Source organism: Methylococcus mesophilus (assembly GCF_026247885.1).
In the GTDB taxonomy this organism is placed as follows: Bacteria; Pseudomonadota; Gammaproteobacteria; order Methylococcales; family Methylococcaceae; genus Methylococcus; species Methylococcus mesophilus.
In genome coordinates this window covers 3,107,501-3,128,752 of record NZ_CP110921.1, presented here as the reverse complement: position 1 = coordinate 3,128,752, position 21,252 = coordinate 3,107,501, and the positions used below count along the sequence as shown (strand labels likewise).

Genomic DNA, 21,252 nt, shown 5'->3' with positions numbered 1-21,252 from the left:
CGACCGCGAAATCGGGCACGAACCGGCTTGAGAAAACCGTCCGAAGTATGAACCGAAGCCTCCGCCTGATCACGATCGCCCTATTGCTCGCCGCTCTGGCCGGCCTGACCTATGCGGTGGTGCGGCCTTTCCTGGTTTCGATCGGCTGGGCGGTTTTCGTTTCCTACATCGCCTGGCCGCTCCATGCCTGGAGCCAGCGGCGGTTCGAGGGCCGGGAGACCCTTTCGGCCCTGGTGACGGCGGCGCTGCTGGGGTCCGTGGTATTGGCGCCCTTGATCTGGCTCGCCGTATTACTGCAAGGCGAGGTCTCGGAACTGATCCGCTCGCTCCCGGACTGGCTGGAACAAAAGCCCAGGCTGCCCGATTTCGTCTCGCATATTCCCTATTTCGGAAACGAACTCCAGGCCGTGGTCGACCAGTTCGAAGACCTCCACGGCCTGCTGAAACGGCATGCGCCCGAGTGGGTCCGACGCCTCGGCTCCCCGGTGCTCGGAATCATGACCACCCTGGTGCAGAACGCCACCGTGTTGTTCATGACGCTGTTCACCCTGTTTTTCCTGTTCCGCGACGGCTTGCAATTGGCTACAGAGGTCCGGCAGGTTTTTACCCGAGTGCTCGGTGAACGGCTGAAAGGGTATTTCGCCACCATCGAAGCTACGGTCAAGGCCGTCCTCTACGGCATCGTCCTGACCGCCCTCGCGCAGGGCTTCCTCGCCGGCCTGGGCTACTGGATAGTCGGCGTGAAAGCGCCGATCGTGCTCGGGATCGCGACGACCTTGATCGCAATGATCCCGTTCGGGACGCCATTCGCCTGGGGCTCCGTCAGCATCTGGCTCTTATTGCAGGGCGAAACCTGGGCCGGCATCTCCCTGGCCCTTTGGGGCACGCTGGTAATCAGTTGGATCGACAACATCATCCGTCCCCTGGTGATCAGCAGCGCCACGCACATACCGTTCGTGCTGGTGATGTTCGGCGTGCTGGGAGGGCTCGCCAGCTTCGGCTTCATCGGCCTGGTCCTGGGGCCGGTGATCCTGGCGATGGCCCTGGCGGTGTGGCGGGAATGGCTGCAGCAGGTGCGGGAGGCGGGAATGCGGCGCGAAGACGGGAGCGGTACCGGGCCGGGGGAGCGCCGCTAGCTTCGGAATTGCCATCCGGACGGAATGCTTGAAATCACCCCTTCGATGCATTACCGTGAGCGGTTCGTAAGGCTGGGGGTGCCTGGCGAATGGCCGGGCTGAGAGACACCCTTCGAACCTGATCCGGCTGATACCGGCGTAGGGAAGCTGAGCTTTCGAGCTGTTCGAAGAACCCGATCGACATCCTCCCCCGCGCGCCTTATCCGTGTCCAACCAGGAGCAAGCGATGAGCGCGATCCCCCAAGAATTCCTGCACGAGGCCGTCACCGCCAAGAAGGCTTCGATCCAGCCGTTCGCGGCCTCGGAAAAAGTGTACGTCCAGGGCAGCCGCCCGGACCTGCGCGTCCCCCTGCGCAAGATCAGCCAGTCGGACACGCCCACCAGTTCGGGCCGGGAAAGGAACCCGCCGGTCTACGTCTACGACACTTCGGGACCCTACACCGACCCCGCCGTATCGGTCGACCTGAGACTGGGCCTGCCGCCCCTGCGCGAGCCCTGGATCGAGGAACGCGGGGACACCGAACTGCTGAAGGGCCCCTCGTCGTCCTACGGCCTTCAGCGCCAGCGCGATCCGGCTCTGGCGTCCCTACGCTTCGAGCATATCCGCGCGCCCCGCCGAGCGAAGGGCGGCGCCAACGTCACCCAGATGCACTACGCCAGGCAGGGCATCATCACGCCGGAGATGGAGTTCGTCGCCATCCGCGAGAACCAGAAACTGGAAGCGCTGGCGGAGATGTACAAGTTCCAGCATCCGGGCGAAGCCTTCGGCGCGGCCATCCCCCAGGTCATCACCCCCGAATTCGTCCGCGACGAAATCGCCCGCGGCCGGGCCATCATCCCCAACAACATCAACCACCCGGAATCGGAGCCGATGATCATCGGCCGCAATTTCCTGGTGAAGATCAACTGCAACCTCGGCAATTCCGCCGTTAGCTCTTCGATAGAAGAGGAAGTGGAAAAGATGCTGTGGGCGATCCGCTGGGGCGGCGACACGGTGATGGACCTGTCCACCGGCAAGAACATCCACGAGACCCGCGAGTGGATCATCCGCAACTCGCCGGTGCCCATCGGCACCGTGCCGATCTACCAGGCGCTGGAAAAAGTCGACGGCAGGGCCGAGGAACTGACCTGGGAAATCTTCCGCGACACGCTGATCGAGCAGGCCGAGCAGGGGGTGGATTACTTCACCATCCACGCCGGCATCCGCCTGCCCTTCATCCCACTGACCGCCAAGCGCACCACCGGCATCGTCTCGCGCGGCGGCTCGATCATGGCGAAATGGTGCCTGGCCCACCACAGGGAAAGTTTCCTGTACACCCATTTCGAGGACATCTGCGAAATCATGAAGGCCTATGACGTGGCCTTCTCGCTGGGCGACGGACTGCGCCCCGGCTCCATCGCCGACGCCAACGACGAGGCCCAGTTCGCGGAGCTGCGCACCCTGGGCGAGCTGACGCAGATCGCCTGGAAGCACGACGTGCAGGTGATGATCGAAGGCCCCGGCCACGTGCCCATGCACATGATCAAGGCCAACATGGACGAGCAGCTCAAACACTGCCACGAGGCGCCTTTCTATACCCTGGGACCGCTGACCACCGACATCGCCCCCGGCTACGACCACATCACCTCGGCCATCGGCGCCGCCATGATCGGCTGGTACGGCACGGCCATGCTGTGCTACGTGACGCCCAAGGAACACTTGGGGCTGCCCAACAAGCAGGACGTGCGCGACGGCATCATCGCCTACAAGATCGCCGCCCACGCCGCCGACTTGGGCAAAGGCCACCCCGGCGCCCAGGCGCGCGACAACGCCCTGTCCAAGGCGCGGTTCGAATTCCGCTGGCAGGACCAGTTCAACCTGTCGCTGGACCCGGAGAAAGCCCTGGAATTCCACGACGAGACACTGCCGCAGGAGGGCGCCAAGCAGGCGCATTTCTGTTCCATGTGCGGGCCGCATTTCTGCTCGATGAAGATCACCCAGGACGTGCGCGACTATGCCCGCGAGCACGGACTCGAAGACGCCGAAGCTCTGGCCAAGGGAATGGAAGAAAAATCGGACGAGTTCGTCAAGACCGGGGCCGAGGTCTACCACCGCACCTGATGGCCAACATGAACTCCCCTCAGTCGAACAAACCGCCGGTCAAACCGGGCGGCCTGCCCCTGCTGGGCCATATCCTGGAATTCGGCAAGAACCCGCATGCCTTCATGATGGCCTTGCGGCGGGAGTTCGGCGACGTCGCCGAGTTCCGGATGTTCCATCAGCACATGGTGCTGCTGACCGGCAGCCGGGCCAGCGAAGCCTTTTATCGTGCCCCGGACGAGGTCCTCGACCAGGGTCCGGCCTACAAGATCATGACGCCGATCTTCGGCCGCGGCGTGGTGTTCGACGCCCGCATCGAGCGTAAGAACCAGCAGTTGCAGATGCTGATGCCGGCGCTGCGCGACAAGCCGATGCGCACCTACTCCGAGATCATCGTCGCCGAAGTCGAGGCCATGATCCGGGACTGGCAGGAGGCCGGCACCATCGACCTGCTGGAGCTCACCAAGGAGCTCACGATCTACACCTCCAGCCATTGCCTGCTGGGCTCGGAATTCCGCCACGAGCTGAACGCCGAATTCGCCGAGATCTACCGCGATCTGGAAATGGGCATCCAGCCGATCGCCTACGTCTTTCCCAACCTGCCGCTGCCTGTCTTCAAGCGGCGCGACCAGGCGCGGATAAGGTTGCAGGAACTGGTGACCCAGATCATGGAGCGGCGCGCCCGGTCGCAGGAACGCAGCACCAATGTGTTCCAGATGCTGATCGACGCCAGCTACGACGACGGCAGCAAGCTGACGCCCCACGAAATCACCGGGATGCTGATCGCCACCATCTTCGCCGGCCACCATACCAGTTCGGGCACCACCGCCTGGGTGCTGATAGAGCTGCTGCGGCGTCCGGAATACCTGCGGCGGGTGCGGGCGGAGATCGACGCCCTGTTCGAGACCTACGGCCGGGTGACTTTCGAATCGCTCCGGCAGATGCCGCAGCTGGAGAACGTCATCAAGGAAGTGCTGCGGCTGCATCCGCCGCTCATCCTGCTGATGCGCAAGGTGATGAAGGATTTCGAGGTCCAGGGCAAGCTCATCGAGGCCGGCAAGTTCGTCTGCGCCGCGCCTTCGGTCACCCACCGGATTCCCGAGCTGTTCCCCAATCCCGAACTGTTCGATCCCGACCGCTACACCCCGGAACGGGCCGAGGACAAGGACCTGTACGGCTGGCAGGCCTTCGGCGGCGGCCGCCACAAGTGTTCGGGCAACGCCTTCGCGATGTTCCAGATCAAAGCCATCGTCTGCGTCCTGCTGCGCAACTACGAATTCGAGCTGGCGGCGGCGCCCGAAACCTACCAGGACGACTACAAGAAGATGGTGGTCGAGCCGGCCTCGCCCTGCATGATCCGCTACCGCAGGCGCAATGCGCCGGCTGCCGTGGATACGAAGGCGAGTGCCGGCGAGGCGCCTGCCGAAATCATCCGCGGCGCTTTCCAGGTGGCCGTCGACTGGGATCTGTGCAAGGGCCACGGCAATTGCATGGCCGAGGCGCCGGAAATTTTCCGGGTCGACGAAGACGGACGGCTGACCCTGCTCAGCGAAACGCCCGATCCCGCCCTGGCCGAGAAAGCCCAGGCCGCGGAAAAATTCTGCCCGACCCGGGCGATCAAGATCCTGCCCCTAGACAGTTAAGATGTTGCTCTCGCTCCGCTACAACTTCCTCTTCGTCCATATCGCCAAAACCGGCGGCACCAGCGTGCGCGACTCGCTGTGGCGCTACAAATGGACCGATCCGGCGCGGATTCCGCAATTCCTGTGCAGCAAGCTCAGCGGGCTCACCGGCCACGAGATCGGCGCCAAGTTTCCGCGCCACGCCAAAGCCATCGCCGCCATGGAGATGCTGCCGCGCGAGCTGTACCAGAAGCTGTTCAAGTTCGCCTTCGTGCGCAACCCCTGGGATTTGCAGGTCAGCTCCTTTCACCACATCCGGCGCGAGCGCCCCGACCTGCTCGAAGGCATCGACGGCTTCGAGGAATTCCTGCGCTGGAAGCTCGACCCCGAGCGTCTGCCGCAGTACCACGCGGACATGTCGATCGAGCTGCAGAGCGACTACCTGATCGACCTGCGCGGCAACCTCATCGTCGACTTCGTCGGCCGCTACGAGCGCCTCGCCGAGGATTTCGAAGAAGCCTGCCGGCGCATCGGCATCGCCTGCCCCAAGCTGCTGCACAGCCGCAAGGCCCAGGACCGCAGCAAGGACTACCGGCGCTATTACAGCGACGCCACCGCCGAACTGATCGAAGCGCACTACCGTCCGGACGTCGAACGCTTCGGCTACTGCTTCGACGAGCCGTTTCTGTGACGGAGCGCCCTGCATCCATCCTGATCGTCCGGCTGGGCGCGATAGGCGACATCGTGTTCGCCTCCGCGCTGATCCCGGTGTTGCGGCAGGCCTTTCCCGACGCACGGCTGGTCTGGCTGGCCGATGAGGCCTACAAGGACCTGCTGATCCACAACCCGCGGCTGGACCGGGTTGCGACCTGGCCGCGCGCACGCTGGGCCAAGTTACGCAAAGAAGGGCATTACGGCGTCCTGCTGAAGGAGTTCCGTGTACTGGTACGGAGCCTGCGGGAAGAACGCTTCGACTGGGTCCTGGACCTGCAAGGGCTCATGAAGAGTGGCATATGGGCGGCGCTGGCCGGAGGCAAAACCCGCATCGGCCTCGGCTCGCGCGAAGGCAGCCAATTCCTGATGACGAAGCGCATCGACCGCCGCACCGAGTCGAACGCGATCGGCAACGACTACCTCAAGCTGGCCGTCGAACTCGGACTCGATACCGAGGCTTTCGCCATGGATTTCGTGCCGGGGGCCGAGGCCGAGACGGAAGCCGGAACGATCCTGGAAGCGCTCGGCATCGAGGGACCTTACGTTGCGATCTTCCCCTTCACCACCCGCCCGCAGAAGCATTGGATCGATGGGAACTGGTCGGCTATGGCCGACGAGATCAGCACCCGTTACGGCTGGCCCGTCGTCATGCTGGGCGGGCCAGACGACACCGAACGGGCCGCTGGAATTCAGCGCCGCTGCGGCTCGGGCCTGAAGAACCTCGCCGGGAAAACCGGCTTGGCCATCAGCGGCGCATTGATCCGGCGCTCGGCCCTCGGCATCGGCGTGGATACCGGCCTGACCCACATGAGCATCGCCCTCGGACGCCCGACCCTCGCCCTGTTCGGCTCCACCGCCCCCTATCTGGAAACCGGACGGGAGGACGCAATGGTGCTGTATGAGGCCCTGCCCTGCTCACCCTGCGAGCGCCGCCCCACCTGCGCCGGCGCCTTCACCTGCATGGCGCAGCTCACGGTCGAGAAGACCTTGACTGCCGTCGATGCCCTCCTGAAACGGAACTGGCTGGTCAAACCAGCACCCGTCCCGTCAGCCGCTCGAGTATCCTGAGCGGCGATTGGTCGGGATCCCGCATGGCCTCGACCGGCAAGTAGAAGGTCTGTTCCAGCAGGTACTGGCCGGACATCACCGCGTGCGAGGCCTGATCGGTGAATACCATCCAGGTGGTGGATGGCGGGAAGTCGAAAGGCACCTGATCCACTTCGGCCTGATAAGCCATGTCGGCCTTCATCTTGTCGTGCAACTGCAGCATGTAGTGATCGTAGGCGCTGCGCCGGCTCTTGGTTAGGCCGAAGAACTGCAGCAATGGGCCGCTGCCCGGAAACGGCGCCGGGATGGAAGGCAGGAAACGCTTGGCCATGGGTTCGAACGCCTCGCCCAGCCGCCAGCAGCGGGGACGGCCTTCCGGGTTCACGTTGCTGAATACGCGCAGGAGCCTTCTCCCCTGCACGGGGGACGACGGAAAGGCGTCTACATGCAGCCGGGTGTCGTCCTTGCGCCAGGAACTCGCGCGTCCGGCGGCTTCCACCGGCCGGAAGCTGGTGCGGCCCTGCACCAGTGCGGCACCGTATTCCGGCAGCAGCCTCGCCACCAGGCCCGCGGCCCGGCCTGCGAACCTCGCCATCATGCCCCGCAGCGCTTCCACGTCGGCCACCGCCGGGCCGGTCCCGTGCAGGTCGCCGCTGGCCGCATCGAAGCTGACGTTCTTGCTCTTGGCCACCGCCTGCGGCGACAGAAAGGCCTTTTCGTTCTCCTCGATTCCGAACCCGAGTTTCGGGAAGTACAGGACCTTGCCCTGCTCGATTTCGTTCAGCGCGTCGCCACGCTTCTCCGCTGAAAAAGACGCATCCCAGTCGGCGGTGCCGAACTCGAATATTCTGCTCATACGCTGTACCTCTCTCCTGATGCCTTATTGTTATGCGACTTCACCCGCGGCGCGAGACGCCGTACGGTTCAGCGGGAACGATCGGCGGACGCCCGAGAATCAGGTCGGCCACGAGCCGGGCCGAGGCGGGAGCCATGGTCAGGCCGTTGCGGAAATGGCCGCAGCTCACATACAGATTCGCGGCCGAGGGAACCGCCCCGATAAAGGGTATGCCTTCCGGCGATCCCGGCCGCAGACCGGCCCAATGGCCGATGACATCCGCATCCACCAGCGCCGGCACTTGGCGGCGGGCGAACTCCAGCAGGATCCGCCGCCCTTCGGCATCCGGAACCTTGTCGAACTGGCGATGCTCCACGGTGCTGCCGCAGAGCAAGACGCCATCCTGGCGCGGGATGAGGTAACGATCTTCCGCCAGCACGATGTGACCGACCAGTCCGGCGGGCGCCCGGAGCGCCAGCATCTGTCCCTTGACCGGAGCGACCGGCAGATCCGGAATCAGTTTCCGCAACACTTCAGCGGACCAGGCGCCGGCGGTGACGAGGTAGGTTTCCGCCTCGAATGCCCCCCGCCCGGTCAGCGCCCGCACGACCTTTCCGTTCCGCGTTTCCAGCGCGGTCACCGCGGCGTCCTCCTCCACGGCAATGCCGATCCGGCGAACATCCGCCAGTACTGCGTGCAACAGGCGGGGGTTGCGCACTTGGGCGACCTCGGGCAGGCGAATCGCCGGCGCGGAAACCGGCGCCAGCCGAGGCTCCAGCGATCGCAAGGCGCCGGGCTCGATCCACTCGCCACGCACGCCGTGCGCCTCGCACCACGCATCGGCAAGGACGGCATCTTCCGGATCCAGCATCAACAGCCCGCTTTGCCGCCATTCGGGATCCAGGCCGGTCGCCTCCAGCAACTCCGCGGCCAGGGCGGGATAACGCTGCTGGCTCCAGGCACACAGTGCGGTGACCGCTTCCGGCATGCGCCAGGGGTACAGCGGCGACAGAATGCCGCCCCCCGCCCACGAGGACTCGCGCCCGGCAGGCCCTTTGTCCAGAATCGTGACCGACAAGCCGGCCCCGGCCAGTTCGCGCGCCGCCAGCAGGCCGCTGATTCCGCCTCCGACGACGATCACATCGGTCACGTTCGCCGCCCTCTCCATCGAGAAACCAATGACGAAGCGATCCCGCTCACATGGGATGCATGCCCGGCTCCTCCCGCCTGGACGGCACCGGTGCGATTCCACGCGCCTTCTGCAGGGCAATGAGCCGCTGCTCCAGCTTGTTCAGCGCGGCCTCCAGCGAGGTCTCCATCACCACGATGTCGCCCATCGACAGAATGACGCGGGCGAGCTCCGGAATCTTGACGCTGCTGGTGGACTCGATGTAGACCGGCTGCACGTACAACAGCGAGCGCCCGATCGGAACGATGATGATGCGGCCGCGGGTGAGATGGGAGCCTTTCTGGTCCCAGAGAGCGAACTCCTTGGCGATTTCCGCGTCCTGGTCGATCATCGCGCTCACCTGCGCCGGGCCGTCGACCTGGACATCCTTGCTGTACTTGTAGAGCACGATCGACTTGGAGTAAGGCACGCCGCAGGCTTCGGGCCGCAATGCGCCGCCGATCGCCAGCACGCTCATGTTGTTGCGCCCGATCGGCGTCATCGGGTTGATCAGCACGAAGTTCTGCATGTTTTCGCAGCCGTCGAGCTGGGTCGTAAAGTAATAGGGCGCCACGGTTCGCATCACCGTCCGGCCATCGCGGAGCCTCACGCCGACCTTGGCGAAATCCCAGGTTTCCGCCTGCTGGTAGAACAGCTCCGGCTGAGTCTGGTGGTATTTCGCGTACATCCGCATCTGAATCTCGAAGAAGTCATGCGGAAAACGCAATTGCTCCCGAATCAGCGGAGACATGGCGCTGGCATCCTGGAACAGCCCGGGATAGGCCTTGATGTATCCCTTGAGGACGGGGTCATCGTGGTCCACCACGTAGTAATCCAGCGAGCCGTCGAAGGCGTCGACCACGATCTTGACCGAGTTGCGAATGTAATTGAACTCGCGCTCCTCGGTGTCGCCGCGGAACTTGTAACGCGTGCGCTTGGACACCGGGTAGGAATCCAGCGTCGTGTAGGCGTCGACGACCCAGAAAATCCGCTGCGGAGTCACCACGATATACGGATCGCGGTCCAACGCCAGGAACGGCGTGACCGTGTTGATCCGTTCGATGATGTTGCGGCGGAACAGCGCCTGGCTGCTTTCGGTGATGTTGAGCGAAAAAAACAGCCGCTCGTCGCGGAAATAGATGGATAGAAGCAGCCGCCGCAGCAGCGAGGAGATCGGAACGCCGCCGCTGCCCGAATAGTTCTGGCTGGACCCCTGGTCAAAGCTGGCAATGTCGACGATGTTGAGCCGATTGGGCACGATCGCGTAATCCAGATTTTCCAGGCCGAAATAGACGTCAGGCTTATCTGTGGTCAAACCGACGTCCGAATGCATGTTCAGATCCCTCAGCCACCATTGCATCGGCTGGTCGCCCGACTGCGCTGCCGGGGTGATCACTGCACCGTAGCCGTGGGTATAGCGCAGATGGATGTTCTCCCAGTTCCGGGCCTCCTCCGGCAGCTTGGCGAGATTGATTTCACGGGCCGCCAGGTTGACCTGCTCGATCTGGCCGTTGACCAGATAGCGCGCCGTGTCGACCTCGGTGAAGCTGTAGTAGGGCCGGATACCCTGAAGCTGCTGGTACACGTCATCCAGATATTCCGGATCCCACACAGGGATGTTGTGCAAGTGCTCGCGCACGTGCGGATCGATGGTTTCGGAACCCTCGGGTACCGCGGTGATATCGATGGTCCGGATTTCGTCGAGATCGAAGGCTGCCAGCGTCGCCTCGATGTTGTACTTGATGTACTCGCGCTCGGTTTTCACCGGATTCGGCTTGACCACGAAGCGGTCGATCAGTTGCGGGACCATATCGATCTTGCGCAGCCCCGCGGCGGAAATCCAGACCAGCGCGCAGGCGAGCGCCAGTTTGAGACCCCGGTGACGCTGCACGAACGACAGCGCGGCAACGACGCCGACGATCAGAGAGACGATCTCGACCCAGATCAGCGGCAGATGGTAACGGAGTTCGATCAGGCCCGGACCGAAAAATACGGGCTCGTGGACGTCCACATAAAGCAGTTCGTCCCGCTGCAGCAGATATCCCCAGGCTGCGACGACGGCGACCAGCACCACCAGCAGGTTCAAATGGATGCGGGCGCCCCGGGGCCATGGCCGCCGGTGGGCCGGCGAAAACTCGTGCTCCACCCAGTAGAGCGCCGCCACCATGACCGCCAGAATGCCGACACACACCAGCAATTCCGACTGGATCAGGACCAGAATCGGAATCCGGAACATATGGAAGCCGGCGTCCTCCCCGAACACGGGCTCGGTGACGCCGGCGTCGGGCGCGAAAAAGAACAGGAGGCCGGCTTCCCACTCATGGTAGAACGGCAACGCGACCAGCACCGCCAGGAACACCGACAAGGGCAGATAGACCGGCAATGCGCCGGTCTGGAACATCCGCAGCCAGCGCCGGTAACGCGACTCCTCTGATCCGGCGGCGTAAATCGCCTGGTCGACTCCCAGATGCTGAGAGGCGGCCCAGAAATTCAGGAAGAAGATCAGGAAGAAGAACAGGGTCACACCGCCGGACAGAATGTACCGGTAAAGGAAGCGCAGCCAGAAATAGGCCCCAAGGTCCAGCGACCTGAACCACCACCAGTCGACCAGGAAATGCGTCGCCGCGAGTATGAGCGCGAGCAACAGGCCAGCCAGAACCGCTATGACCACGGCTGCGGAAATCAGCAGTCGTTTCCAGTTTCCCATATCGTCCTCGTTCGGCGTCGTATTACTCGTATGGATGGGCTTGCAGGGGGATGGAACGCGGGCGGCAGGCGCATGCTCCGGCGTGATCGGCTTCATTCGCGCTGGCGCGCCAAGCCTCTAGATGATACCCGACTGCCCTTCAATCCGGTAGGCAACGCCGGATCAGTGCTGGCTGGCCGCCCAGGAGGCATGCACCGGCCGGATGATTCGGATACACTAGCCGACGAATGCGATCACAAGCTTTTAGGATGCGCCCTTTGGCTAGTAAACGCCTGCGGAATATGGTTCACCCGTTTTGAGTCGATACGCACAACTCCTCGCGCTGTGTCTCTTGGTGCTGACCCAGATGTGGGCGCCACTGGTCCATGCGCATACGGCCACCGGCGAACCCCGAGGCGAGTTCCATGTACCCGGACTCGAATTTCTCGAACGCCTGCCAGAGGAAGGATGGCATGCGCCGGATGCGGGACCTGAGTCGACCATCGTCGTCGCCATGCAATGCGGCATCCTGGAGCCCTCGCGCATATCATGGCCTTGCCGAGAGGACAAACCCGCGCCAGATGCAGTTCCCGGCCGAATCGAGACCGAAGCGCCGTTGACGGAACTGGCGAAGGCGCGCCCCCCAACTCCGTTCACTCTCCCCCCCTACGCCTCCCTGGCAGCCAAACCGTTCTCGGCACGCGGGCCACCCCGCTGACTTCCCATCCTTGCGCGGCGACAATTCCGCGCGCACAAAGGCGCCCCGTACTCGCCCGAGACCGAGACGGCGCTTGGTATGCTGACACCATGAATCCGGTACTGCCGATGATTTTCCTCAATGGGCTCCTCGGAATCCTTTTCGCGATCGCCTCCGCTTCGGCCCGGGGCGAGGAGGACGCCATGGCCGAACCTTCCGGCCTGCTGCCGTTCGACGCGCGGGTCAGCCTCCATAGTGTGGTGCAGACCACGTTCGAAAACTATCCGCAAACGGCGATGGTCGACGCCATGCGCCAGGAAACCAGCGCCCTGCAGCAACGCAGCGACAGCTGGATTCCCGGCTACCCCATGGTCTACGTCCAGAACAACCAGAATGTCGCGGGCGACGGCGAAGGCATGACACAGTGGGGCTACCAGTTCCCCATCTGGCGCTGGGGGCAGCGGGATGCGAGCCGGGCGGTCACCGACCGGGCGGCCGAAAGCACCGAACAATTCGGCCGGGGCCTCAGACACGAGGTCGCCGGTCTGGTCCGGGAGAGCTTGTGGAACCTCAAAATGACGCAGAACCGTCATGAGTTCGCCAGGACAGTGTATGAGGTGTCGCTGAGGCTGGTCGAAACGGTCAACAGGCGCGTCGAGCTCGGCGATCTCGCCCAGGCCGACCTGCTTCTGGCGCAGAGCGACTCACTGGAAAAGAAAACCGCCCTCACCCAGGCCTCCGTCGACCTGCAGCATGCGCATCAAGCTTTCGCGAACCTGAGCCGAATGCAGGCGGCACCGGAAAAGTTCGATGAAGACCTTTCCAAGCTGACAGCCATCAGCGAGGAACACCCCCAGTTGGCCGCCCTGAACGCCATGATCGAGCGGGCTCAGGCCGACGTGGAGTTCGTCCGGCAGTGGAAGCAGGGCACCCAGCCCACGGTCCTGGTCGGCGCCCAGCATCGTGCCTTCAACGACAAGAATGTGCAGAACGACACCAACGTAGTCCTCCAGGTACCGATCGGTGGCGACGCCTATAACGAACCTTTCGTCGCCCAGGCGAATCTGGCACTGACCCAGAAGATCACAGAGCGCGACAATCTCATCCGCCTGCTCCAGCGTGCGCTCAAGCAGGCCCAGCAAACCCTGGATGCAGACCGCAAGGCCCTAGACATCGCCAGGAGCCGGCGCGAAATGGCCGAGACCCTGATCCGGATGAACCGGATCGCGCTTGAAACCGGCGAAATCCAGCTGATCGATTTTCTGAAGGTGCAGACCACCGCACAGGCGGCCATCTGGGATGCCATGCAGAAGGAAATCCAGCTGAAACGGGACATCGCCGCTTACAACCAGGTCGTAGGGGTGACGCCATGAAGCTCCATCTTTTTCCCGCTCTGGTCTGCCTTCTAACGGCTCCCGCGCTCGCGGCCGACACCCTCGTGAAGATGGACGCGCAGCAGATCGAGCATCTCGACGTCCGCGTTGCCAAACCCGAAATTGTCGATGCCTTGCCCCTGGCCTGGGCACCCGCGCGCGTCGTCATTCCACCAGACCGGGAGTTCATCGTCAGCGCGCCGCAGGCCGGCGTAATCATTCGGATCGACGTGGCGCTGGGATCGTCGGTGACACCGGGCCAGGTCGTCGCGGAAATGCAAAGCCCCGACCTGCTCACCCTGCAGAGAGACCTCCTCAATGCCTCCACCGAATACGAACTCGCCGGCTCCAAGCTGAATCGCGATCAAAAGCTGCTGGACGAAGGCGTCATCTCCAGGCTGCGCTGGCAGGAGACCCGCAGCACCTTCGACAAGGCCCAGGCCAACCTTCGCCAGGCGGAACAGGTGCTCGAGGCCAGCGGCATGTCCGCGAAAGACATCGGGGAACTCAAGCGGTCCCGCAGCATAAGCAACACCCTCTCCTTGCGCACGCCGATCCGGGGTGTACTGCTGGACCGCTTGGCCACCGTGGGCCAGCGGGTCAGCATGCTGGCGCCGCTGTTCCGCATCGGCAATGTCGACCAGCTGTGGCTGGAAATCGACATGCCGCAGGAGCGCCTCAGCGAAATCCGGCTGAAAGACCGGGTCGAACTGGATTCCCCGCGGATTAGGGCGACGATCATCGAAGTCAGCCAGAATGTGCGGCCGGACAGCCAGACCGCACTGGTGCGCGCTGTCATCGACGAGCACGACGACAGCGTCCGCGCCGGCCAGAACATCAACGTCCAGGTCATGCACGCCAGCACCGACTTCATCTGCCGGGTGCCGCTCGCCGCAGTCTTCAGCGAGGAAGGGCAACACTATGTCTTCGTGCGGACACCCGACGGTTTCGCCGTACGACCGGTGAAGATCGCCGCCGCGGACGGACGCAAGGCCATCATTCATGAAGGCTTGACCGCCGACGATCGGGTCGCCGTCCAGGGCGTCGCCGCCCTGAAGTCCGCCTGGACCGGCCTCGGCGGGCGCAGCGAATGAGCCGGCTGATCCAGTTCGCACTGACTCAGCGCCTGCTGGTTGTTCTCCTCACTGCGTTGCTGGCGGGCGCCGGTTATGTCGCCACCATGCAGATTCCCATTGACGCCTTTCCCGACGTTTCCCCCACCCAGGTCAAGGTCATCGTCAAAGCCCCCGGCATGACCCCGGAGGAAGTCGAAACCCGCATCACCGCGCCGATCGAACTGGAACTGCTCGGCATCCCGAAGCAGACCATGCTGCGCTCCATCGCCAAATACGCGCTGACCGACATCACCATCGATTTCGAGGAAGGCACCGACATCTACTGGGCACGGCAGCAGATTGCCGAAAGGCTGAACGGCGTTTGGGGTAACCTGCCGGACGGGATTGAAGGCGGGATGGCGCCGATGACGACGCCCCTGGGCGAAATGTTCATGTTCACCATAGAAGGCGGCGACCTCACCCTCATGGAGCGGCGAAACCTGCTGGACTGGGTCATTCGTCCGGCGCTTCGCACGGTACCCGGCGTGGCCGACGTCAACACCTTGGGCGGTACGGTGCGAAGCTTCGAGGTGATCCCGAACAACGCGGGGATGTCCTCACGTGGCATCACCATGGAGGCCTTGATCGAAGCACTCAAGTCCAACAACCGTAACGACGGCGCCGGACGGCTTCCCGAGGGCGAAGAAGCATTGCTCGTCCGGGCCGAAGGCCAGATCCGCGACCTGGACGATGTCCGCGCCATCGTCATCACCAACCAGAACGGCGTGGCCATCACGATCGGGGACGTGGCCGAAGTACGCATCGGCGCCCTGACGCGCTATGGCGCAGTCAGCCGGGACGGCCGGGAGGAGGCTGTAGAGGGACTTGTCCTCGGCCTTCGCGGCGCCAATGCGCGGGCAGTGGTCGATGGTGTCAAACGAAAGATCGAGGAAATCCGGCCCGCCCTCCCCGAAGGTGTCACGCTCGATGTGTTCTACGACCGCAGCGATTTGGTGAACCGGGCCACTCATACTGTCGTCCGGGCGCTGGTGGAAGCCATCGTCCTCGTCGTCATCCTGCTGCTGCTATTCCTGGGCGACCTGCGCGCCGCGGTGACGGTGGCTTGCATCCTGCCGCTTTCAGCGCTTTTTACCTTCCTGTTGATGCACCAGTTCGGACTTTCGGCCAACCTCATGAGCCTCGGCGGTCTGGCAATTGCCATCGGCAAGCTGGTCGATCCGGCTGTCGTGGTCGTGGAAAACATCACTACACATCTGGCCGATCCCCGAATGCGAGGCAAACTGCCGCGCCTTCACCTCATTTACCGGGCCATGCGCGAGGTCACCGCGCCGGTGGTGTCGGGTGCCCTCATCATCGCCATCGTGTTCGTGCCGCTCCTGTCTCTACAGGGGCTCGAAGGGAAGCTGTTCAGGCCGGTCGCTTTCACCAACGTATTCGCCATGGCCGGCTCTCTGTTCATGTCGCTGCTGGTGATCCCGGTCCTGGCCTCCTGGCTGATGCGCAAGGTCAAGCATGAGGAGCCATGGCTCGCCCGGAAACTCCATGAATACTATGAACCGGCGCTGCGGTGGGCGCTCGATCACGGCCGCTGGGTAGTGGCCGCCGCCGGAATCCTGCTCGCCCTGACGGCGGTGATCTACACCCAGATCGGCAAGACCTTCATGCCCACGCTGGATGAGGGCAGCATCATTGTTCAGGTGGAAAAACTGCCTTCGATCAATCTGGAACAGTCGGTTCGGCTGGACGAGCAGCTACAGAAAGCGCTGCTCGACCACGTTCCCGAGGTAGAACGGGTGGTGTCGCGTGTGGGCTCGGACGAAATCGGGCTCGACCCCATGGGACTGAATGAAACGGACAACTTCGTAGTCCTGAAACCAGCCGATCAGTGGAATGGCAAGACCCGCGAAGAACTGGTGGAAGACATCCGTAAAGTCCTGGAGACCATGCCGGGCATCGCCTTCGGCTTCACCCAGCCAATCCAGATGCGGGTCACGGAGATGCTCACAGGGGTACGCGGCGACGTAGCCGTCAAGCTCTATGGTCAAGATATCGCGGTACTCAATGAAAAGGCGGAAGCCATCGCCGAGGTGATCCGCTCGGTGAGCGGCGCTTCCGACGTTTTCACGATGAGGAACGCCGGCATGCAGTACCTCCAGATCCGAATCGACCGGCTCGCGACGGGACGCCTGGGACTCGACGGCGACACCCTGGAACGAATGCTGCGCGCACAGATCGAGGGCCTCAAGCTGGGCATCGTGCAGGAGGGCGTCAAGCGGACACCTCTGCTGCTCCGGGCGGCCTCCGACCCCGAACAGCTCGCTCTGCTGCAGGTGACCTTGCCCGACGGACGCCGCGTACCACTCTCCGCCGTCGCCCACGTCGAACGCACCGAAGGCCTGGTCGCCATCAGCCGGGAGCGCGGCCAGCGGTTTTCGGTCGTCCGAACCAACGTCCAGGGTCGAGATCTGGTCGGTTTCGTGGAGGAAGCGCGCAAGGCGGTCGGCGACCGCGTCACGCTCCCCAGCGGCTATTACCTGACATGGGGAGGACAGTTCGAAAACCAGCAGCGCGCGGCGCAACGCCTGTCCATTGTCATCCCGATATCGATCGGCTTGATCTTTCTGTTGCTGTTCACCACCTTTGGATCGGTGCGGCAGGCGATACTGGTGCTTACGAACGTCCCATTTTCACTGGTCGGCGGAGTCACCAGCCTCTGGCTTTCCGGCGAATACCTGTCCGTCTCCGCCTCCGTAGGTTTCATTTCCCTGCTGGGTATCGCCGTGCTGAACGGCGTCGTGATGGTGACATATTTCAATCAGCTGCGGGCTATCGGCCTGCCCTTGGATGAAGTCGTCCGTTTGGGGGCTTCGCGGCGGCTGCGGCCGGTTCTCATGACCGCAAGCATCGCCGCATTCGGACTCATTCCTCTCTTGTTCGCCACCGGTCCTGGATCGGAAATCCAGCGACCGCTGGCCATCGTGGGGGTGGGCGGGCTGGTCACGTCGACCCTTCTTACGCTCATACTCCTACCCATCCTCTACCGCCGTTACGGCGAGGGAAAATGATGCATGTCCGATCTGGTGCTGCTGACTCTCCTGGTACCCCCGCAGCTTGAGGACACTCTGGTTGACTGGCTGCTTAGCGCACCGGCCATACGGGGATTCAGCAGCCAGGCTGCATCCGGCCATTCGAGCCGGACGGAAGAAATGAGCCTTAACGAGCAGGTCGCCGGGCGTACCCGGCGCGTCCGTTTCGACGCTCAACTTGCAGGAGACGGGCTGGAAGAGACCCTGAACGCCTTACGCGCGGATTTTCAGGGCAGCGGCGTCCATTACTGGGTGATGCCAGTGCTGGATGCCGGCAGCCTGTAAAGATTATCCGGCCTCGACAGGACAGAATTATCTCAGAACACAAAAAACCCCGATTCCTCAGCGGAGGGATCGGGGTTGATTGATGTTGCGTGATTAGGAGCCTGGCAGTTCCCTACTTTCGCACAGGTATCTGCACTATCATCGGCGCTAAGCGGTTTCACTTCCGAGGTCGGGATGGGATCGGGTGGTTCCCGCTCGCTCTGGCCGCCAGGCAAAACTGGTTGTCGAGCTTGAGCTCTTGAGGAATTTGGTCAACGTACACTGTGTTCGCGGTCTGTCGCACGATCTACACCCGCCAAACGTCTTGGGTGTTATATGGTCAAGCCTCACGGGCAATTAGTATTGGTTAGCTTCATGCATTACTGCACTTCCACACCCAACCTATCAACCTGGTGGTCTTCCAGGGCCCTTCAGGGGACTCGAGGTCCCAGGGAGATCTCATCTTGGGAGGGGCTTCCCGCTTAGATGCTTTCAGCGGTTATCCTGTCCGAACATAGCTACCCGGCAATGCCATTGGCATGACAACCGGAACACCAGCGGTTCGTTCACTCCGGTCCTCTCGTACTAGGAGCAACTTCCCTCAAATCTCCAACGCCCACGGCAGATAGGGACCGAACTGTCTCACGACGTTCTAAACCCAGCTCGCGTACCACTTTAAATGGCGAACAGCCATACCCTTGGGACCGGCTACAGCCCCAGGATGTGATGAGCCGACATCGAGGTGCCAAACACCGCCGTCGATATGAACTCTTGGGCGGTATCAGCCTGTTATCCCCGGAGTACCTTTTATCCGTTGAGCGATGGCCCTTCCATACAGAACCACCGGATCACTAGGACCTACTTTCGTACCTGCTCGACTTGTTCGTCTCGCAGTCAAGCGCGCTTTTGCCCTTACACTCTATGCGTGATTTCCGACCACGCTGAGCGCACCTTCGTGCTCCTCCGTTACTCTTTGGGAGGAGACCGCCCCAGTCAAACTACCCACCATGCACGGTCCCCGATCCGGATTACGGACCTGGGTTAGAACTCCAAATTCACCAGGGTGGTATTTCAAGGTTGGCTCCACCCGAACTGGCGTCCGAGTTTCTCAGCCTCCCACCTATCCTACACAAGTCAATTCAAAGTCCAGTGCAAAGCTATAGTAAAGGTTCACGGGGTCTTTCCGTCTAGCCGCGGGTACACTGCATCTTCACAGCAAGTTCAATTTCACTGAGTCTCGGGTGGAGACAGTGTGGCCATCGTTACGCCATTCGTGCAGGTCGGAACTTACCCGACAAGGAATTTCGCTACCTTAGGACCGTTATAGTTACGGCCGCCGTTTACCGGGGCTTCGATCAAGAGCTTCGCTTGCGCTGACCCCATCAATTAACCTTCCGGCACCGGGCAGGCGTCACACCCTATACGTCGACTTTCGTCTTTGCAGAGTGCTGTGTTTTTAATAAACAGTCGCAGCCACCGTTTCACTGCAACCCCTTCGGCTCCATGAGCAAGTCACTTCACCTACCAGGGGCGTACCTTCTCCCGAAGTTACGGTACCATTTTGCCTAGTTCCTTCACCCGAGTTCTCTCAAGCGCCTGAGAATTTTCATCCTGCCCACCTGTGTCGGTTTTGGTACGGCCGCTTGCAACCTGAAGCTTAGAGGTTTTTCTTGGAAGCTTGGCATCAATCACTTCGGCTGAAGTCGCCTTCAGCACCGTCATCACGCCTCAGAATTGATCCCCCGGATTTGCCTAAGAGACCTTCCTACACGCTTAAACCGGGACGTCCAACACCCGGCTGACCTAGCCTTCTCCGTCACCCCATCGCAGTTGCAACCGGTACAGGAATATTAACCTGTTTTCCATCGACTACGCCTTTCGGCCTCGCCTTAGGTGCCGACTAACCCTGCGCCGATTAGCGTTGCGCAGGAAACCTTGGGCTTTCGGCGAACGGGTTTTTCACCCGTTTTGTCGTTACTTATGTCAGCATTCGCACTTCCGATACCTCCAGCCAACTTCTCAATTGACCTTCACAGGCCTACGGAACGCTCCTCTACCACTCACCTAAAAGGTGAATCCGCAGCTTCGGTACATGGCTTAGCCCCGTTGAATCTTCCGCGCAGGCCGACTCGACCAGTGAGCTATTACGCTTTCTTTAAAGGATGGCTGCTTCTAAGCCAACCTCCTGGCTGTCTCTGCCTTCCCACATCGTTTTCCACTGAGCCATGATTTGGGGACCTTAGCTGGCGGTCTGGGCTCTTTCCCTTTTCACGACGGACCTTATCACCCGCCGTGTGTCTCCCGTGATTGCACTTCTCGGTATTCGGAGTTTGCATCGGTTTGGTAAATCTAGACGACCCCCTAGCCGAAACAGTGCTCTACCCCCGAGAGTGAGACACGAGGCGCTACCTAAATAGCTTTCGAGGAGAACCAGCTATCTCCGAGCTTGTTTAGCCTTTCACTCCTATCCACAGCTCATCCGAATCTTTTTCAACAGATCCCGGTTCGGCCCTCCAGTAAGTTTTACCTCACCTTCAGCCTGGCCATGGATAGCTCGCCCGGTTTCGGGTCTATTCCCAGCGACTCAATCGCCCTATTCAGACTCGCTTTCGCTACGCCTCCCCTATTCGGTTAAGCTTGCCACTGAGAATAACTCGCTGACCCATTATACAAAAGGTACGCAGTCACCCCTTTCGAGGCTCCCACTGCTTGTACGCATACGGTTTCAGGTTCTATTTCACTCCGCTCACCGCGGTTCTTTTCGCCTTTCCCTCACGGTACTGGTTCACTATCGGTCGGTAAGGAGTATTTAGCCTTGGAGGATGGTCCCCCCATGTTCAGACAAGGTTTCACGTGCCTCGCCCTACTCGTCTTCACACCAACGTTCCTTTCGTATACGGGACTATCACCCTCTATGGTGCGACTTTCCAGACGCTTCTACTAAAAACAATGATGCTTAAGGGCTGCTCCCCGTTCGCTCGCCACTACTAAGGGAATCTCGGTTGATTTCTTTTCCTCCAGGTACTTAGATGTTTCAGTTCCCTGGGTTCGCCTCGCCGACCTATGTATTCAGTCGGCGATAGCCGGTTAAAACCGGCTGGGTTGCCCCATTCGGACATCTCCGGATCACAGGTTGTTTGCCACCTCCCCGAAGCTTTTCGCAGGCTGCCACGTCCTTCTTCGCCTCTTACCGCCTAGGCATCCACCGTATGCGCTTATTCACTTGACCATATAACCCCAAACCGTCTGGCTTGGATCTCATGATCTATGCTGACACACCTTGAACAGCGCTTGCGAGAATCGTATGCTAACTCGCGTTAGCTTCGTTTCCTCGCACTGCTTATTTACAGTGTACGTTTTCCAAATTGTTAAAGAGCCGCTAATCATCGCCTAAGGCCATGATTCGTCAATCCACGGCTTACCGTGGATTCGCGAATCATTCCTTCTCGCCAGAAAATGGTGGAGCCA

The 21,252-nt window shown here is 61.8% G+C and carries 13 protein-coding genes, 1 tRNA gene, 2 rRNA genes and 1 riboswitch (1 of these 17 running past the window's edge); of the genes, 10 read left to right on the top strand and 6 right to left on the bottom strand.

The window, feature by feature from the left end; genetic code table 11:
• Positions 1-47: 47 nt before the first annotated feature.
• The 5 genes from OOT43_RS14860 (at position 48) to OOT43_RS14840 (ending at position 6,620) form a co-directional block, all read left to right on the top strand.
• Complete coding sequence (locus OOT43_RS14860) at positions 48-1,136, top strand: AI-2E family transporter (protein ID WP_266021342.1); 1,089 nt, start codon at positions 48-50, stop codon at positions 1,134-1,136.
• Positions 1,137-1,200: 64 nt separating this feature from the next.
• Positions 1,201-1,298: riboswitch (TPP riboswitch) on the top strand.
• A gap of 64 nt (positions 1,299-1,362) precedes the next feature.
• Positions 1,363-3,237 carry a phosphomethylpyrimidine synthase ThiC gene (thiC, locus tag OOT43_RS14855; RefSeq protein ID WP_317134001.1) on the top strand — a complete coding sequence of 625 codons (1,875 nt, stop codon included), beginning with the start codon at positions 1,363-1,365 and terminating at the stop codon, positions 3,235-3,237.
• A gap of 8 nt (positions 3,238-3,245) precedes the next feature.
• Positions 3,246-4,859, top strand: a complete 1,614-nt coding sequence (locus OOT43_RS14850) for a cytochrome P450 (RefSeq protein WP_266021341.1) — start codon at positions 3,246-3,248, stop codon at positions 4,857-4,859.
• A 1-nt stretch (position 4,860) separates the two neighbouring features.
• Entirely contained in the window at positions 4,861-5,529 is a 669-nt protein-coding gene (locus OOT43_RS14845; protein WP_266021340.1) for a sulfotransferase family 2 domain-containing protein, read from the top strand.
• Complete coding sequence (locus OOT43_RS14840) at positions 5,526-6,620, top strand: glycosyltransferase family 9 protein (RefSeq protein ID WP_266021339.1); 1,095 nt, start codon at positions 5,526-5,528, stop codon at positions 6,618-6,620. Before OOT43_RS14845 ends, OOT43_RS14840 begins: the two co-directional genes overlap by 4 nt.
• Here the strand turns inward: OOT43_RS14840 and OOT43_RS14835 are convergent.
• The 3 genes from OOT43_RS14835 to OOT43_RS14825 are packed head-to-tail and all read right to left on the bottom strand — an operon-like array spanning position 6,580 to position 11,405.
• Complete coding sequence (locus tag OOT43_RS14835; protein WP_266021338.1) at positions 6,580-7,455, bottom strand: Kdo hydroxylase family protein; 876 nt, start codon at positions 7,453-7,455, stop codon at positions 6,580-6,582. The genes OOT43_RS14840 and OOT43_RS14835 overlap by 41 nt on opposite strands.
• 40 nt (positions 7,456-7,495) lie before the next feature.
• Positions 7,496-8,584, bottom strand: a complete 1,089-nt coding sequence (gene thiO / locus OOT43_RS14830) for a glycine oxidase ThiO (RefSeq protein ID WP_266021337.1) — start codon at positions 8,582-8,584, stop codon at positions 7,496-7,498.
• Between the two features lie 46 nt (positions 8,585-8,630).
• Positions 8,631-11,405 (bottom strand): UPF0182 family protein, encoded by a 2,775-nt coding sequence (locus OOT43_RS14825; RefSeq protein ID WP_266021336.1) that lies wholly within the window; start codon positions 11,403-11,405, stop codon positions 8,631-8,633.
• A 199-nt stretch (positions 11,406-11,604) separates the two neighbouring features.
• Here OOT43_RS14825 and OOT43_RS14820 point away from each other — a divergent pair, with 199 nt between their 5' ends.
• The 5 genes from OOT43_RS14820 (at position 11,605) to OOT43_RS14800 (ending at position 17,805) form a co-directional block, all read left to right on the top strand.
• Positions 11,605-12,006 (top strand): hypothetical protein, encoded by a 402-nt coding sequence (locus tag OOT43_RS14820; RefSeq protein WP_266021335.1) that lies wholly within the window; start codon positions 11,605-11,607, stop codon positions 12,004-12,006.
• A gap of 89 nt (positions 12,007-12,095) precedes the next feature.
• Positions 12,096-13,358 carry a TolC family protein gene (locus OOT43_RS14815; RefSeq protein WP_266021334.1) on the top strand — a complete coding sequence of 421 codons (1,263 nt, stop codon included), beginning with the start codon at positions 12,096-12,098 and terminating at the stop codon, positions 13,356-13,358.
• Positions 13,355-14,452: an efflux RND transporter periplasmic adaptor subunit gene (locus tag OOT43_RS14810; protein WP_266021333.1), complete on the top strand. Its 1,098-nt coding sequence runs from the start codon at positions 13,355-13,357 to the stop codon at positions 14,450-14,452. The genes OOT43_RS14815 and OOT43_RS14810 overlap by 4 nt, the downstream gene beginning before the upstream one ends.
• Positions 14,449-17,499 carry an efflux RND transporter permease subunit gene (locus OOT43_RS14805; protein WP_266021332.1) on the top strand — a complete coding sequence of 1,017 codons (3,051 nt, stop codon included), beginning with the start codon at positions 14,449-14,451 and terminating at the stop codon, positions 17,497-17,499. Before OOT43_RS14810 ends, OOT43_RS14805 begins: the two co-directional genes overlap by 4 nt.
• 3 nt (positions 17,500-17,502) lie before the next feature.
• The gene (locus OOT43_RS14800; RefSeq protein WP_266021331.1) at positions 17,503-17,805 is read left to right on the top strand and encodes a DUF3240 family protein; all 303 of its coding nucleotides are present in this window, start codon (positions 17,503-17,505) and stop codon (positions 17,803-17,805) included.
• Positions 17,806-17,904: 99 nt separating this feature from the next.
• Here the strand turns inward: OOT43_RS14800 and rrf are convergent.
• From rrf to OOT43_RS14785, 3 genes are all read right to left on the bottom strand, one after another.
• Positions 17,905-18,017, bottom strand: a 5S ribosomal RNA gene (gene rrf, locus OOT43_RS14795).
• Between the two features lie 103 nt (positions 18,018-18,120).
• Positions 18,121-21,013: ribosomal RNA gene (locus OOT43_RS14790) — 23S ribosomal RNA — on the bottom strand.
• Positions 21,014-21,241: 228 nt separating this feature from the next.
• Positions 21,242-21,252: transfer RNA gene (locus tag OOT43_RS14785), tRNA-Ala, on the bottom strand; it runs 65 nt beyond the window's last position.

Excerpts from the sequence above, each read along its gene's own strand:
- OOT43_RS14825 (WP_266021336.1), bottom strand. The coding sequence starts at position 11,405 with ATGAAGCCGATCACGCCGGAGCATGCGCCTGCCGCCCGCGTTCCATCC.
- thiC (WP_317134001.1), top strand. The coding sequence starts at position 1,363 with ATGAGCGCGATCCCCCAAGAATTCCTGCACGAGGCCGTCACCGCCAAG.
- OOT43_RS14800 (WP_266021331.1), top strand. The coding sequence starts at position 17,503 with ATGTCCGATCTGGTGCTGCTGACTCTCCTGGTACCCCCGCAGCTTGAG.
- OOT43_RS14850 (WP_266021341.1), top strand. The coding sequence starts at position 3,246 with ATGAACTCCCCTCAGTCGAACAAACCGCCGGTCAAACCGGGCGGCCTG.
- OOT43_RS14810 (WP_266021333.1), top strand. The coding sequence starts at position 13,355 with ATGAAGCTCCATCTTTTTCCCGCTCTGGTCTGCCTTCTAACGGCTCCC.
- OOT43_RS14845 (WP_266021340.1), top strand. The coding sequence starts at position 4,861 with ATGTTGCTCTCGCTCCGCTACAACTTCCTCTTCGTCCATATCGCCAAA.
- OOT43_RS14835 (WP_266021338.1), bottom strand. The coding sequence starts at position 7,455 with ATGAGCAGAATATTCGAGTTCGGCACCGCCGACTGGGATGCGTCTTTT.
- OOT43_RS14805 (WP_266021332.1), top strand. The coding sequence starts at position 14,449 with ATGAGCCGGCTGATCCAGTTCGCACTGACTCAGCGCCTGCTGGTTGTT.
- OOT43_RS14860 (WP_266021342.1), top strand. The coding sequence starts at position 48 with ATGAACCGAAGCCTCCGCCTGATCACGATCGCCCTATTGCTCGCCGCT.
- OOT43_RS14815 (WP_266021334.1), top strand. The coding sequence starts at position 12,096 with ATGAATCCGGTACTGCCGATGATTTTCCTCAATGGGCTCCTCGGAATC.